Source organism: Streptomyces sp. Je 1-4 4N24 (assembly GCF_026239515.1).
Taxonomy (GTDB): domain Bacteria; phylum Actinomycetota; class Actinomycetes; order Streptomycetales; family Streptomycetaceae; genus Streptomyces; species Streptomyces nigrescens.
This window is the reverse complement of the sequence record NZ_CP110836.1, coordinates 1,110,296-1,125,126: the sequence shown is the minus strand read 5'-3', so window position 1 is coordinate 1,125,126 and position 14,831 is coordinate 1,110,296. Positions and strand designations below refer to the sequence as shown.

Below are 14,831 nucleotides of genomic sequence, written 5' to 3'. Positions count from 1 at the left end.
GCGGACGGGAGTGGAACCGGGCCGATGGTGTCCATAGCCGCTTTCCACGCCCCCTGCCGAGAACTGCCCAGCCATAGTAGGGATGCCCGGGAGCGGGACTGCGAATCTGTGATGACTGACACAGCTCTTGCACATGGTGTGCATGTACTGGAGTTGATCACGAGGCGACGCAACGCGGGTCCTCAGACCTTGTGCAGTTGCCGGGCCGGGCCCTGGTCCCGCACGGGCGCCGGGCCGAGCGCCCTCCAGTAGAGCGCGACCCCGACCGCCAGCACGGCGACCGCGAACAGGAAGGGTGCGTCGAACGACCCGGTCACCTGCGCCAGCCAGCCGGTGAGCAGCACACCGCCCGCGGTGGCCGCCGTATTGAGAAAGTTCATCAGCCCGCTGACCGCCCCCACCGCTCCCGGCGGTGCGAGCAGTCCGGGCAGCGCCCAGGCGACCGGCGCGGCGATGGCCAGCCCCGCCAGCGAGACGGACATCCAGCAGACCGCGATGGCGGGTGATCCGGCGCTCCCCGCGGCGCCGATCGTGCCGCCCAGCGCCAGCCCGCAGGTCAGCACGGTCCTGCGGACCACCCACGGGTCGCGGCCCCGGCGGATCAGCCGGTCCACCAGCCAGCCCCCCACGGCGAGTTCGGCGACCGTCGCGATCGCCCAGGGGACCATCGAGTAGAAGCCGGACTGCAGCAGCCGCACATGGAACTCCCGCTGAAGGAACTCGGGCATCCAGGTCAGCACGATGTTGATGGTGTAGCCGTAACAGGCGAACCCACAGGCCACGGTCCAGACTCTGCCGGAGCGCAGGGCCGAGCGGAACTGCCGCAGCCCGCCCCGGTCGGTGTCCCGTGCCCCGCCCCGGAGGATGAACTCCCGCTCCGCCGGCCGCAGTGAGCGGTACTCGGACGGGTCCCGGTAGCCCCACCACCACACGACGGTGAACAGCAGGCTGACCGCGGCGCTGAACAGGAACCCGGCCCGCCAGCCCCACTCGCTCATCACGAACGCCAGCACCGGGAACGACACCATGTTGGCCAGCTTGGTGGCGCCGTCGAACAGCGCCGTCGCCATCCCGCGCTCACTGACGGGGAACCACGCCGCGGTCGCCTTGGAGGCACCGACCATCGAGGGACCCTCGGCCACCCCGAGCAGCAGCCGCGCCAGGATGATGGGGCCGACCCCGCCGGCCACCGCGGTGAGCAGGCCCGCAACGGCCCATAACGCGGAGGCGATCCGGGTGAGCCGCGAGACGCCCAGGATGTCCACGAGCATGCCGGCGGGTAACTGCACCAGACAGTACGACCAGGTGAAGGCCGAGAGCACCACACCGAGTTGCTGCAGGTCCAGCCCGAACTCGTCGGCGATCGAGGAGCTCGCCACCGATATCGCCGTACGGTCAAGGAAGTTGACGACGATACCGCCGGCGAGCAGTCCGCCGATCGCCCAACGGGTGCGTCCACGGGGTTCCACGAGCGTGCGCCAGCCTTTCCTGGTGAGGCCTTGTCTGCGCCCCCGGCCGTCCGTCGGCGGGCACCGCTTGAGGGGTGCCCGCCGGGCGGCGAGGAGCGTGTCGGAGCCGATGCCGGGCGGACGCTACTCCTGTTGCCGAGGCGGCAGCCGTCGGGAGTGTCGAGAAATGGCGGTGGCGCGCCAGGAGCGCGCCACCGCACCGCCCCGCTCCTGTGTTCGGGCCCGCTGTCCGACGCCCGGAACAATGGCTGAAATTCAGGAAGGAGCACGCACCCGCGCGCTCGCCGCGGCGAGGGCGCCGTTGCCGTTACGACACGATGTCCCGCAGCGGCTTGCCCTCCAGATGGCCGATGACGTTCTGCACGGCCGCCAGGGCGATGCGGACCAGGGTCTCGCGGGTGACGCCCGCGACGTGCGGGGAGAGGACCACGTTCGGGGCCTTGAGCAGGCGCAGCGCGGCCGTGGGCGGTTCGGGGTCGAAGACGTCGAGGCCGGCGCCGGCGAGGGTGCCCGCCTCCAGGGCGTCCGCGAGGGCGTCCTGGTCGATGAGGGCGCCACGTGCGGTGTTGATGACGAACGCGGTGGGTTTGAGGCGGGCGAGCCGCTCAGCGTCGAGGAGGTGGCGGGTCCGGTCGTTGAGCGGGGCGTGCAGGGTGACGTAGTCGGCGGTGCGGAGCAGGTCGTCGAGGCTCAGATGGCGGGCGCCGCCGAGACGGGCCTCGGTCTCCGGTCCGGCGGGCTTCGGCCCCGTGTAGACGACGGTCATGTCGAACGCGACGGCGCGGCGGGCCACTTCCTCGCCGATATGGCCGAGGCCGATGATGCCGAGGGTCTTGCCGGACAGTTCGGTCAGCGACTGCTGGAGGCGAGGCAGCGCCCAGTCGGCCTCGACGAGGGCCGTGTGGGCCGGGACCAGCTGTTTGGCGAGGGCGAGCATGAGGGCGAAGGTCTGCTCCGCCACGTTCTGCTTCTCCGCACCGCTGGAGCCGATGTTGCAGACCGGGATGCCCCGTTCGCGGGCCGCGTCCAGGTCGACGTAGTCGAAGCCGTGGCTGGCGCACTGGACGAGCTCCAGATGCGGTGCGGCGGCGAGATGATCCGCGGTGACCGGGCTCAGACCGGTGATCAGGAGGTGGGCGTCGCGCAGCGCCGCCGGGTCCTCGTCGGCCGACTCGACGACGGTGACCCGGGCCTGGCCGGGGAAGAGGCCGGCCAGCGCGGCACCGGCGGTTCGGCCGCCGACATGCGGCGAGACGACGGCGAGCACGTTCTTCACGGGGTGGGGCTCCGGGGTGGGGGCCGACTGCGGCGCGGTGGTCATACGGATTCCTCGATGAGGTCGTCGGCGGTCAGAGTGGTGGGGCGGGAGTGCCCGGACAGCGCGAGGGTGAGGTCGAACTCGGCGAGCAGACAGCGCAGGACGTGCTCGACGCCCGCCTGGCCGTCGAGGCCGAGACCGTAGGCGTAGGGCCGCCCCACCAGCACCGACTTCGCGCCCAGGGCGAGCGCCTTGAAGATGTCGTCGCCGGTGCGGATACCGCTGTCGAAGAGGACGGTGAGCCGGCCGGCGGCCGCCTCGGCGACCCGGGGCAGCGCATCGGCGGCGGCGACGGAGCCCGCCACCTGGCGGCCGCCGTGGTTGGAGACGACCACACCGTCCACACCGGCCTCGGCGGCCCGCAGCGCGTCATCCGGGTGCAGAATGCCCTTCAGCACGATCGGGCCGTCCCAGTTCTCCCGCAGGAACGCCAGGTCCGGCCAGGTTTTGGCGGGGTCGGCGAACATCCCCACGAAGTGCCGGACCGCCGCGTTCGGGTCCTCGTGGACCGGTTTGGCGAGCCCTGCCCGGAACGCGGGGTCGCTGAAGTAGTTGGCGGTGCCCACGCCGTGCAGGAACGGCAGATAGGCCTGGTCGAGATCGCGCGGCCGCCAGGCGAGCAGCGGGGTGTCGAGCGTGACGAACAGTGCGGTGTAGCCCGCCGCCTCCGCCCGGCGCAGAAAACTCCTGGTGACCTCGCGGTCCTTCGCCCAGTACAGCTGGAACCACCGCTCCCCGTCACCCATCGCCTCGGCGACCTGCTCCATGGGCGTGCTGGAGGCGGAGGACAGGATGTACGGCAGGCCCTGCGCCGCGGCGGCCCGCGCGGCGGCGGACTCCGCGTCCGGGTGCATGATCGACAGCACGCCGACCGGCGCCAGCGCGAGCGGCGCGGGCAGCGCACGACCGCACACCTCCACGGACAGATCGCGCTCGTGCACATCGCGGAGCATCCGCGGGACGATCCGCCGGCGGTCCAGTGCGGCCCGGTTGGCGTCGGCGGTGCTGCCGGTGCCCGCGCTGCCCGCCACGTAGCCGACCGGGCCGGGGCCCAGACGCTGCTCGGCCAGCCGCTCCAGCCGGGTCAGATCCGTCGGCAGCCGCGGTACGGCGCCCGTCATGCCGTGGAGATAGATCTCGTACTGGAAGTCCGCCCAGTGCTTCGCCATCCGTACTCCCGCCTCTCGTCGCTGAGACTGCGTGCTCACCCGAGATCCTGGCGACAGTGACAAGACCCGTCCACCGCGCTGCGCACAACACGCGGGTGGAGTCGTCACCCTGCGACAGAGGAACGGGAGCGCATCCGGCCGCAGCTGATCGCTGACCACGGGTCCTCGCGACGATCGTCGCCGCCGTGCGCGAGCGGGTACCGGCCTACGCCGCGCTCGACGACAGCCGCCTTCACGACGTACGTGCCGTCGCCGCCTGGGCACCCAGCAGGCCCGCCGCGGGCCCGTATGCGGACGCGCTGCAGGCGTATCTGGACCGCACCGTCGCGCAGTTCCTCGGCAGTGCACAGACTTCCGCCGAGGCCTCCGAGGCCGTGCCGGAGGCGCTCACCGCGGACCGGCCCGCGTTCCGCCTCCAGACGTCGGACTGGGCACGCGAGTTCACCGGCACCAAGCTCACCGACCTCGACGGCTCGGCGGTGCTCGGCCTCACGAGGGGCTGGGTCGGCTGAGAGGGGACCAGGGGGAATCGGCGGCAGAAAATCAAGCCGAAGGGATTCCCGGGGGAAAGTCCCCGGAGTGATTCCCGGGGAATTCCCATTGATGTCGCTGTAATTGACTGCGGCGTGCGGCCGGGGAATGTTCCGCGACAGTTCGTCATCAGGGGCGACGGCAGTCGGTGCATCGGCTGTCCTGACGGGGGTGGCCGGGGGCTCGTCGGTTCACCGGCCACTCCGGAAAGCTGTGCGCAGCATCTATTTCCCTCTCTCTCTTCGTGGTCCGGTGCGCGAGAGGAAAGGTCCCCGCTGTGCCGCTCGCGAGCGCGTGGTCCGGCATGGTGGGGCAACTCCGTGCAGATATGCCCTGGTTGACGGATCGGTCGGCGGGGAAGGGTGGGGTGTTACCCCGCGTTACATTTCGGGATTCAGGGCCGGGTGCGGGGCCGGGTGCCCGGCCGGAAAATGGAACGTTCCGGAGCGATACGGAACGAATTGAACTTTTCGGTACTGTCCGGAACGCCCGTCGGGTGACGGCGGTTCAGAGAGTCAACTCACAACTCACTTTCATATCGTTGTGACTTTGATTCTTGACGGTAGGGCCGCAGGTGGCGTTCACTTCAGCCGTTCTGGGCCGGTCAGGCGGCCCCTTTGGAGGTACCGGAAATGAATGCAATAATGCGGCGTGCCCTCACCGGCGCGGTGGCGCTTTCGCTCGCAGCACCCTTGGCGGCCTGCGGAAGCGATCAAAAGGATGCCGGTGCCGGCAAGGACTCCATAGGTCTGCTCCTCCCGGAGAGTAAAGCGGCCCGCTATGAGAAGTTCGACCGCCGTATCATTTCGTCGCGTATTGCATCGCTGTGCCTCGAATGCAAGGTCGACTACCACAATGCCGAGCAGCAGGTCGACGCTCAGAGGAGACAGTTCGACGCCCTGGTGAAGAAGGGTGTCAAGGTCATCATTCTGGACCCGGTCGACGCCGCGGCGTCCAAGAGCTGGGTGGATTCGGCCGCGAAGAAGGGCGTCAAGGTCATCGCGTACGACCGGCTCGCCGAGGGTGATGTCGCGGCCTATGTCTCCTACGACAACGAGAAGATCGGCCGGCTCCAGGCGCAGGGGATTCTCGCCGCCCTCGGTTCCCAGGCGGCCGCTTCCGACGTCGTCATGATGAACGGCTCGCCGACCGACCCGAATGCACCGGCCTACAAGAAGGGCGCCCACGACGTCCTCGACGGCAAGGTGCGCAAGATCGTCTACGAGAAGGACATCCCCAACTGGTCGGCGGCGACGGCCAAGAAGGAGATGACCGACGTCATCAACGCCCAGGGCGCGGAGGGCTTCGACGCGGTCTACTCGGCCAATGACGGTATGGCGGGCGGCATCGCCGCGGCACTCAAGTCTGCCGGGCTCAAGGATGTGCCGGTCGGCGGCCAGGACGCCGAACTCCCCGCGCTGCAGCGGCTGGTGGCCGGAACCCAGTACTTCACCATTTACAAGGAAGTCAGGCCGGAGGCCGAAACCGCCGCCGAAATCGCCTTCCGTCTGCTGCGCGGCAAGAGCATCAAGTCCCTGACGACGACCACCGCCGACAGCAAGAGCAAGTCCGGTATCCCCGCCCAGCTGTTCAAGGCGCAGATCGTCACCAAGAAGAACATGAAGAACACCGTGGTGCGCGACGGTGCCGTCCGGACCGACCTGCTCTGCGAGGACCTCGCCGACGCATGCAAGTCCGTCGGCCTGGAGTGACAAACCCTCAGTGAGCGCCGCGTCGGGCATGACGTGCCTGTCGGGTGGCCGGTGATCGTGCGCCGGCCACCGACAGGCACGGCCGTCAGTCGCCCGCCCGGCCACCTTGGGCGGGCCTCTCCTCAACCGCGGCAGTTCCCCCTCGTCGCAGCCAGTCGTACGCGGCCTGTGCCGTGAACTCCCCCTGGCCGCCCTTGAACAGCAGCCCGGCGCGGGCGAACGCCGGGTCGTCGACGGTGCCGGCCACATAGGGGACGGCGATGCACCGCATCCCCGCCCGGTGTGCCGCGAGCGCACCGGGCGCCGCATCCTCCAGCACCACACAGTCCGCGGGAGCGACACCCAGCCGGCGTGCGGCCTCCAGGAACACATCCGGCTCCGGCTTGCCGTGCGCCACCTCCTCGGCCGACACCACCGTGGTCAGCAGCGCATCGAGCCCGGTACCGGCCAGCACCGCCTCGATCGCGGCCCGCGACGAGCCGGACGCCACCGCCATCGGATGCCCGGCCGCCGACAGCCGCTCCACGAAGACGCGCATCTCGGGGAAGACCTCGGTGTGCGCCCGCGCCAGCTCCAGATAGACGCGGTTCTTTCCGGCCAGCAGTTCCTCGACCGGGGCGTCGAGGCCGAACTCCCGGCGGAGCGTCTCCAGTGTTTCGCGAGTGCCGATGCCGATGAAGCGGGTGTGGTGCTCCCAGCTGAAGTCGGGCACGCCGTGGTCGGCCAGCAGCCGGCGTCCCGCCTCGTAGTAGTTCGGCTCGCTGTCCACCAGGGTGCCGTCGAGATCGAAGATCACCGGAGCGGGCGGGACGGACGTGACCGGGGAGGCGGGGGAGGCGCTCATGCCCACCAGGATGCCAAGCGGTGGCTCATCGCGGTCCGGCGCCGCCGCCCACCGCCTCGACCAGCGGCAGCATCCGGTGCGGCACCCGCTCCCGCAGCGCCATCTCCGTACGGGTGCGGACCACGCCCGGCAGGCTGATCAGCTGCTGGATCACATCCTCCAGATGGGCCGCGTCCCGTGCCACCACCCGGGTCAGCAGATCCCCGCCGCCGGTCGTCGAGAAGGCCTCGATGATCTGCGGCACCTCCGCCAGCGCGTCGGCCACCTCTTCCAGATGCCCCTGCGTGACCTCGATGTGGACGAAGGCGAGGACGGGGTGGTCGAGCGCGGCGGGGGACAGCCGGGGGCTGTAGGCGGTGATCACGCCGTCCCGTTCGAGGCGGTCGAGACGCGCCTGGACGGTCCCCCGGGCGACGCCGAGGAGGCGGGCGTACTCCCGGACGCTGGTGCGCGGCTGCTCCAGCAGCAGGCGCAGGATCTTGGCGTCCAGGGCGTCCACGGCCATGCTCAACATCTCCTCACGGGTGACTGAACAGGAGCTGTCACCCTCGGTCACGCTCCCGCCCATTGGCCTCCTCTTGGCGTACATGGAGGCCATGAGACTGTACCAATGGCACAGCCCCCATGGCCCCTGTTGAGCAACCTGCCGAAGTGATGCTGTGATGGCCCCGTCGATGGCGCTGCGGATCCCGCGGCGCCTTTTTCATGCGGGCATGTCGAAGGGGCGGAAGCTGTGCTGAAGAGGGTGTTCGTGGCTCCGGATCCGGGGCTGCTGCGGTTGCGCAGCGCCACTCGGTCCGTCCTCGGCATCGGCCTGGCGGTCATGGTGTGCGGGCTCACCGGCCACTCGCTCGTCGCGGCCATCACCGGCGGGCTCGCCGCGCTGCTCGCCCTCTTCACGGTCACCGACACCACGGTCCGCGGCCAGATGACCACCACCGCGCTGCTGCCCGCGGTCGGCTTTCCGGTGCTCGCCGCCGCGGCGGCGCTGCACGATCACCCGGTGGCACGGGACGCGGTCTTCGTCGCCGTCGTGGGCGCGGGGGTCTACGCCCGCCGCTGGGGGCCGCGCGGTCATGCCCTGGGCGTGTTCGCGTTCATGACCTTCTTCGCGACCCAGTTCCTGCACACGGTGCCGTCCCAGCTGCCCGAGCTGTGCACGGCGGTCACCCTCGCGCTGCTCGCCTCCTCCACCGTCCGCTTCGCCGTGTGGTGCTACGAGCTCCGGCTGCCCCAGGTGGCCGTGCCCGTCCCGCCGGGGGCCAGAGGGCTGGCCCGGACGACCACCCGCCAGGCGATCCAGGCGACCGCCGGCAGCACCTTCGCCCTCCTCGTGGGCCAGTTGCTCTCCGAGCAGCGGTGGTACTGGGCGGTGGGCGCGACGTGGTGGATCTTTGTGAACACCACCTCGCGCGGCGAGACCCTGGTCCGGGGCTTCCGCCGGGCCCTCGGCACCGTGCTCGGCATCGGCCTCGGGCTGGTCGTCGCCGTCCCGCTGCACGGAGCGTTCGTCCCCACGCTCGCCCTCGTCGCGGTCTGTGTGTTCGGGATCTTCTACACGGCCGCGGTCTCGTATACCTGGATGATGCTCGCGGTGACGCTGATGGCCGGGCTGCTGTACGGGCTGCTGGGTGTGCTGGACCCCGCCCTGCTCGCGCTGCGGCTCGCCGAGACCGGTGTGGGGGCGCTCGGCGCGGCCCTGGCCGTGCTCCTCGTGCTGCCCGTCACCACCCACGCCACTACCGACGCCTGGATCCAGCGCGCCCTGCGCTGCGTCCACCGGTGCACCGCCGAGGCCGCCGCCCGCCTCGCGGGCTCCACGACGGCGGACCCCGCCCCGCACGTCGCCGAACTCGCGCCCTTGCTGAGCCGGGTGCGGCTCTCGCTCGCCCCGCTGGTGCACCCGCTCAGCCCCCTGCGCGCCCGTAAGGCTCGGGCCCGTCAGGTGCTCGCGCTGCTCGACGACTGCGCCCGTGAGGTCCGCGGGCTGGCCTCCATCGCCGCCGACCCGGAGGCCTCCCACGACGCCCGGCTCACCGCCGCCTGCCAGCGCGTGGAAGCCGCCGTCGAGGCCCTCACCACGCCGCGCAGCACACGCCACACGGCGGCCGCCGTCGCGGTATCGCAGCCTCCCGCGGCGGAACCCGCGCTGGTTCATCTGCACGGCCTGGAGCGGGCGCTGGCCGAACTCTCCGCGCCCCTGCGAAGCTCCCCGCGCTCCCCGCTGGTCGACGCCTGACCCGCGGCAGCGCGGGACGGCCGCCCACGCGCCCTCTGTGGTGTCCTGAGCGCCTTGTGGCCTGCGTACATCAGGGGCCCCGGGGCGGGAACCGGCCATCGCCCGGGACGCCCCGCCCGTGACTGTTAGCGTCGCCGCAGCACCTCAACGGGCAGGCGGACGAAGGGCGGACCAGTGGGGACGAGTGTCAACGGCCGGCGGGCGTACATCGGATCGTTCACCACGGCCGGCGGCCTCGGCATCACCACCGCGGCCGTCGACCCGGAGTCCGGCGCCCTCACCCCGCTGCACTCCACCGGCGTCGTCCCCAACCCCTCCTACCTGGCGCCGAGCCCCGACGGCCGGTACCTCTACGCGGTCAGCGAGACCCCGGACGGCGCCGCGGCCGCCTTCGCCCTCACCGCCCGGGGGCTCGAGCTGCTCGCCCCCGCCGTCCCCGTGGACGGCGCCGACCCCACCCACCTCACCCTGGCCGACGGCCGGCTCATCACCGCCAACTACAGCTCCGGCAGCGTCAGTACGCTCCCCGTACGCGACGACGGCACGCTTTCCGGCCCCGCCACCGTGCTCGCCCACCAGGGCAGCGGCCCGCGGACCGACCGCCAGGAGGGCCCGCACGCCCATGCCGTGGTGCCCGACCCCAGCGGCCGCTGGCTGCTCAGCGTCGACCTGGGCACCGACTCGGTGCGCAGCTGCGCCCTCGGCACCGGCTCCGGGGCGCTGACCGTCCATGCGGAGGCCCGGCTGCGGCCCGGCAGCGGCCCGCGCCACCTCGCCTTCCACCCGCGCGGCGACCGCGCCTATGTCATCAATGAACTCGATCCGACGGTGACGGTCTGCCGCTGGGACGCCGGCCGGGGTGTCCTGACGCCGCTGGGGGAGACCCGCCTCCTCCCGGACGAGGCCGCCGAGGGCTCCGCTTCCGAGGACTCCGCCCGGAGCGGAGGCGGAACGCAGGGGAGCGGCACCTTCCCCTCCGAACTGGTCCTCTCCCGGGACGGCCGCTTCGCCTGGGCCGCCAACCGGGGCCATGACAGCCTCGCAGTCCTCTCCCTCGGCGCGTCCGGCGACACCGCAACTCTCGTCACCACCGTCCCCTGCGGCGGCCATTGGCCCCGCGATCTGGCGCTGCACCCCGACGGCCGGCACCTCTACGCCGCCAACGAGCGCTCCGGCGACGTCACCTGGTTCACCGTCGACCCGGCAACCGGCATCCCGGTCAGGACCGGATCCGTCCAGGCACCGGCCGCCTCCTGCGTGGTCTTCGGCTGACCTGCGCCGGGGCCTCACCCCTGCGGAAAGCGCCCGCCGAAGTACACCTGGGTCTCGGTGACCCGGTCGTCCCGCACCGTCATCACTTCGACATTGCGATGGCACTCGCCCGTCGTCAGCTCGTATGCGTACCGGACGTAGACCTGCTCGTCATCGAGGGCCACGGCATCGATGATCTCCTGCCGGCGCAGCCGGTCCGCCGTGGGGAAGCAGATCTCGAGGAACGCGGCCTTGTCGAGGTGATCGTCCTGCGGGCTGGTGAAGACGAAGTCCTCGGCGAGCAACCGGTCCATGGCCGCGCGGTCCTGGGCGAGATAGGCCGCGAAGGCGGCGCGGACGACATCGATGTGCGACATGAACTTCCCTCCGTGGGCGGCCCGCTCGCCCAGGAGGGCGAGCGGCCGGCGACCGGTCTTCCAGGACGTCAGTGTGACGGGGCGAGGACGCAGAACTCGTGGCCCTCCGGGTCGGCGAGGACCGTCCACGGCACGTTGCCCTGGCCCACGTGGGCGGGCGTCGCACCGAGCGCCTGGAGGCGCGCGACCAACTCCGCCTGATGGGCCGCAGAGGTGGTGGCGAGGTCGAGGTGCACTCGGTTCTTCGTTGTTGTCCTGGGTTCCGGGACGGGAACGACGTCGATGCCGACGGCGACCGGGTCCGGCCAAACGGGGCCGCCGACGGGTCCGACGTAGGTGGTCACGCCGGGGCTGTAAGCACTCCAGCCGAGCGCCTCCGCCCAGAACCGGCCGACCGCCGACGCATCAAGAGCCTTGATGTTCACCTGAACAGGTCGCAGTGCCATGCCGGCGATCCTATGCGCCCGCTCTGCAACGTCACCGGATGCCCGGACTCACGGTCGGCGCGTCAGAGGTACGGCAAGCGCCCCGTGGGCCTCTCTCGCGGGCGTACGGCCCTCCGCCCGCCCTCACCGTGAACTACGCCCTTCCGGGCCGTCTGACGGGCGTCTGCGCCGCTCGGCGAGGAATCGGACGTATCGCCTCCGCCCGGACACGGCGAAGGGCCGCCCCGCGCGCTGCGCGAAGACGGCCCTTCGGGAAACGGTGTCCGGTCCCGGAGTGACCAGGGGCCCGGCGGCTCAGGCCCTAGCGGACCGGAACCCCTTGCGTCTGCGTCGGAAGGGTGATGCCCACCGCCGCCGCGTAGTTCGAGAGCACCAGTCGGCCCACCGTGCCGTAGGCGCCCAGCGCCTCGGCCGAGGCGCAGCCCGCCTCCGCCGCGGCCGCTCCCAGAAGGCCGTCGGTGATCTCCGGGCCGATCAGGTACGGGGCCAGCGCCAGCTGCTGCGAACCGGACCCCCGCAGCTGCTCGGCCGTACGGGAGATGGCGCCCTCCTGGTCCAGGGCGGCGGCCAGCACCGGCACCGCGAGCCGCGCGGAGAGCAGCATGCCGGTGATCCCGGCGGCCTGTACGGCCTCCTCGCCGCCCACGGTGGCGAGGATGATGCCGTCCGCCGCCGTGGCGACCGTGAACAGCCGGGCACGGTCCGCCCGGGCCAGACCGGCCTCGGACAGCCGGACGTGCAGCGCCTCGGCGAGCAGCGGGTGCGGGCCGAGGACATCGGTCAGCTCGGCGCCGGAGCCGCTGTTCATCATTGCCTGGCGTATCCGGCGCAGCAGGGCGCTGTCCGGTCCGGCCAGCAGCGGCACCACGACGGCGGCGGGGCCGGGGTCGGGCTGTCCGTCGGCGCCCACCCGGTCCTTGTGCTCGGCGGCGGCGCGCGCCAGTACGGCCTCCAGGGACGGGAACTCGTCGTCGCCGCCGTCGACATAGCCGATCCGGGCATCGAGGCCCGGGAGTTCGGAGCGGGCGATGCTGGAGACCTCCTCCGCCAGGCTGCGCGAGGCGGCGGAGGGGGAGCCCGGTACGGCCAGCACCAGGGCGGGAGCGCCCTCGGGTGCGGCGAGCGGCTCCGGCTTGCGGTGGCGGCCGGACTGCCGTCGCGGCATACGTACCGGCAGACCGGGTGCGGCTCCCGGGCTCGGGGAGGCGGCGTCAAAATCGGGCGAGCCAGGTGCGGGCCCAGTGGGGGAACTCATGGCGTCGCATGCTAACGCCTCCGGCCACCCTCGCGCGGAGGGAGGGTTCGGTGGAGCGGTATCCGTCCCGATTTATCCCGCGCGTCACCCCGGCGCAGGCCGTGTGATCTGCAACAACTTCCGATCGGTGGGCAGCGTCAGCCGGTCGCCGGCCAGTGCGGCGGCGATGGTCAGCGCCCCGTCGAGCGGGCTGCCGGCGGCGGCTGTCGTACGGGCGTCCGGCAGCCGCTCGTCGAGAGCCGTACGCAGCGGAGCCAGCAGGGGCTCGCCCATGTGGAACAGCCCGCCGGTACAGGCCACCGCGGTGCCGGCGCCCGGCGGGCAGACCGCGGCCGCGGCATCGGCGATATGGCCTGCCGCGGCACGCAGGACGCCGAGGGCCACCGTGTCGTCCTCGGCGGCGCAGCGGGCGACCTCCGGGGCGAACGAGGCCAGTACGGCGGGCCGGTCGGGGCGGGGGTAGAGCGCGCCGGGCAGCCCGGCGACCGGCCCGAACACCGCTTCCGCGCGCGCCAGCAGGGCGGCCGAGCCACCCGGCCGTCCGTCGTACGCCCGCAGTGCGGCCTCCAGCCCGGCGCGGCCGATCCAGGCGCCGCCGCCGCAGTCGCCCAGCAGATGGCCCCAGCCGTCCGCGCGGCGCCAACCGCCCGCCGGGGTCAGGTCCGTGCCCAGGGCGATCATGCCGGTGCCCGCGGCGATCACCGCGCCGGGCCGCTGGCCCAGTGCCCCGGCGTACGCGGTGACCGCGTCCGCGGCGAGCACGAGCCGCCGCACCCCGAACGCGGTCGCCAGCGCGGCCGGCAGCCGGGCGCGGAGCTCCTCGCCCAGTGTGGCCATTCCGGCCGCCCCCACGCACACCGCGGCGAACCCGTCGGCCTCGGCTTCCCGCGCCAACTCCGCTGCTGCGGGCAGCAGTTGGGACAGCAGATGCTCCGCGTCGATGCCCGCGGGGCCGGTGCGTACCGGCTCGTCCGAGGCCCGGACAGCCAGCGGCCGGGCTCCGACGTCGTCGGCGCGTGCGACGGCGATCCGCAGCCCCGAGCCGCCGGAGTCGACGCCGAGGACATGGCCGGCCCCGGGGGAGTCCGGGCCGTGGCCGGCCGGCTCACCCAAAGCCGCGGGCGTCCTGCTTGAGGGCGGTGTCGACGGTCAGGGCCGTGGCGACGACCAGGCTCAGCAGCGGGTCGGGCAGCTGCTGGTGGATCTGCAGGACGTAGTTGTCCGCGGTCGTGAACATCGTCTTGGCGAGGCCCTCCCAGGTCTTGGTGATCCGGGCGACCTCGGTGTCGGCGTGGTCCACGATGGCGAAGTTCCAGGCGCGCCAGTTCTCGGCCTTGATGGCGCCGATCTGCTGGCCGTTGACCATCATCGCGAAGTTGATCTTCCCGATGGCGTTCTGCTGCACGATCTCGCCGACCGGCGAACCGTCCGGACGCTGCACGATCACCTTGGACTTGATGAACTTCGCGGGCCGGGTCAGCACCAGCTGCGGCTGGCCGTACGCGTCCCGGATCTCCAGCTTGTGGCTCATGTACTGATCGAGGCTGGAGACGACACGGAGCACCTTCTTGGCCGTGCTCTGGCCGACCTGGACGACCGCGCCCAGGGTGTTGCCGTGCTGGTCGAAGACGCCGTACTCGTTGGTGACCTCGATGAGCTTGGCCTTCTGGTTGACCACCAGAACCGGTTCGGTGAACAGGGTGCCGCCGCCCGGACCGCCGGGCGCGACGCCGGCCTGCTGCTGCACCTGCTGCTGCACGGCGCCCGGCTGCGCTCCCGGCGGGCCCGCCATCGGCTGCTGTCCGTACGGCTGCTGCATCGGTTGCTGCATCGGCTGTCCGGGCATCGGCTGTCCGGGCGTGTGCTGGCCGGGCGCCTGCTGGGGGTAGCCGTAACCCTGGCCGTGCGGTGCGCCGCCCTGCTGCGGGCCCGGGTACGGGGCCTGGCCCGGTGTCTGCTCGGGCTGCTGCGGAGCGAACTGCTGCGGCATCTGCTGCTGCGGGGGCTGCTGGATGGCCTGCTGCGCAGGCGCCTGCTGGGCCTGCTGGGCCTGCTGGGGGCCCGGCTGTGGTGCCCCGCCCTGGGCCGGCGCGGCGGCCTGTTGTCCCGGGTGGGTGTGCTCCGTCCACTGGGACCCGTCCCACCAGCGAAGTTGGTGGGGGGTGCCCTGAGGATCGGCGTACCAACCCGCAGGGATGTTCGCATTCGTCATGCGAGGCA

General features: G+C 72.0%; 12 protein-coding genes and 2 pseudogenes. 4 read left to right on the top strand and 10 right to left on the bottom strand.

Annotation, left to right across the window (positions count from 1 at the left end; translation table 11 throughout):
* Positions 1–182: 182 nt before the first annotated feature.
* The 3 genes from SLV14N_RS04670 to SLV14N_RS04660 all read right to left on the bottom strand — a co-directional run bounded on the left by SLV14N_RS04670 (position 183) and on the right by SLV14N_RS04660 (position 3,956).
* Complete coding sequence (locus SLV14N_RS04670) at positions 183–1,469, bottom strand: MFS transporter (RefSeq protein WP_263268217.1); 1,287 nt, start codon at positions 1,467–1,469, stop codon at positions 183–185.
* Positions 1,470–1,776: 307 nt separating this feature from the next.
* Complete coding sequence (locus SLV14N_RS04665; protein ID WP_263268215.1) at positions 1,777–2,790, bottom strand: 2-hydroxyacid dehydrogenase; 1,014 nt, start codon at positions 2,788–2,790, stop codon at positions 1,777–1,779.
* On the bottom strand, positions 2,787–3,956 hold the full coding sequence (locus SLV14N_RS04660) for a lactate 2-monooxygenase (RefSeq protein ID WP_263268213.1): 1,170 nt from the start codon (positions 3,954–3,956) through the stop codon (positions 2,787–2,789). The genes SLV14N_RS04665 and SLV14N_RS04660 overlap by 4 nt, the downstream gene beginning before the upstream one ends.
* Before the next feature lie 275 nt (positions 3,957–4,231).
* On the opposite strand from SLV14N_RS04660, the pseudogene SLV14N_RS04655 reads away from it, so the two are divergent.
* A pseudogene (locus SLV14N_RS04655) lies at positions 4,232–4,468 on the top strand (short-chain dehydrogenase); the annotation flags it as partial.
* 651 nt (positions 4,469–5,119) lie between these two features.
* Positions 5,120–6,199 carry a sugar ABC transporter substrate-binding protein gene (locus SLV14N_RS04650; protein ID WP_259670118.1) on the top strand — a complete coding sequence of 360 codons (1,080 nt, stop codon included), beginning with the start codon at positions 5,120–5,122 and terminating at the stop codon, positions 6,197–6,199.
* Between the two features lie 85 nt (positions 6,200–6,284).
* Here SLV14N_RS04650 and SLV14N_RS04645 read toward each other — a convergent pair whose 3' ends face one another.
* Together SLV14N_RS04645 and SLV14N_RS04640 are read right to left on the bottom strand one after the other, a co-directional pair.
* Entirely contained in the window at positions 6,285–7,043 is a 759-nt protein-coding gene (locus SLV14N_RS04645; protein ID WP_263268211.1) for an HAD family phosphatase, read from the bottom strand.
* Positions 7,044–7,068: 25 nt separating this feature from the next.
* The gene (locus tag SLV14N_RS04640; RefSeq protein WP_208679861.1) at positions 7,069–7,548 is read right to left on the bottom strand and encodes an Lrp/AsnC family transcriptional regulator; all 480 of its coding nucleotides are present in this window, start codon (positions 7,546–7,548) and stop codon (positions 7,069–7,071) included.
* A gap of 228 nt (positions 7,549–7,776) precedes the next feature.
* Here SLV14N_RS04640 and SLV14N_RS04635 point away from each other — a divergent pair, with 228 nt between their 5' ends.
* Together SLV14N_RS04635 and SLV14N_RS04630 are read left to right on the top strand one after the other, a co-directional pair.
* Positions 7,777–9,282, top strand: coding sequence for an FUSC family protein (locus SLV14N_RS04635; RefSeq protein WP_263268209.1), 1,506 nt, complete (start codon positions 7,777–7,779; stop codon positions 9,280–9,282).
* Between the two features lie 174 nt (positions 9,283–9,456).
* Positions 9,457–10,554: a lactonase family protein gene (locus tag SLV14N_RS04630; protein ID WP_263268208.1), complete on the top strand. Its 1,098-nt coding sequence runs from the start codon at positions 9,457–9,459 to the stop codon at positions 10,552–10,554.
* Between the two features lie 14 nt (positions 10,555–10,568).
* Here SLV14N_RS04630 and SLV14N_RS04625 read toward each other — a convergent pair whose 3' ends face one another.
* From SLV14N_RS04625 to SLV14N_RS04605, 5 genes and pseudogenes are all read right to left on the bottom strand, one after another.
* Positions 10,569–10,910, bottom strand: coding sequence for a nuclear transport factor 2 family protein (locus tag SLV14N_RS04625; protein ID WP_263268207.1), 342 nt, complete (start codon positions 10,908–10,910; stop codon positions 10,569–10,571).
* Between the two features lie 83 nt (positions 10,911–10,993).
* Positions 10,994–11,356, bottom strand: a pseudogene (locus SLV14N_RS04620) (VOC family protein); the annotation flags it as partial.
* Positions 11,357–11,657: 301 nt separating this feature from the next.
* A complete protein-coding gene (locus SLV14N_RS04615; protein WP_208687693.1) occupies positions 11,658–12,521 on the bottom strand; it encodes a sirohydrochlorin chelatase in 864 nt (287 codons plus the stop codon).
* Positions 12,522–12,695: 174 nt separating this feature from the next.
* On the bottom strand, positions 12,696–13,724 hold the full coding sequence (locus SLV14N_RS04610; RefSeq protein WP_263268206.1) for an N-acetylglucosamine kinase: 1,029 nt from the start codon (positions 13,722–13,724) through the stop codon (positions 12,696–12,698).
* Entirely contained in the window at positions 13,717–14,823 is a 1,107-nt protein-coding gene (locus tag SLV14N_RS04605) for a phospholipid scramblase-related protein (RefSeq protein WP_263268205.1), read from the bottom strand. Before SLV14N_RS04605 ends, SLV14N_RS04610 begins: the two co-directional genes overlap by 8 nt.
* Positions 14,824–14,831: the final 8 nt, after the last annotated feature.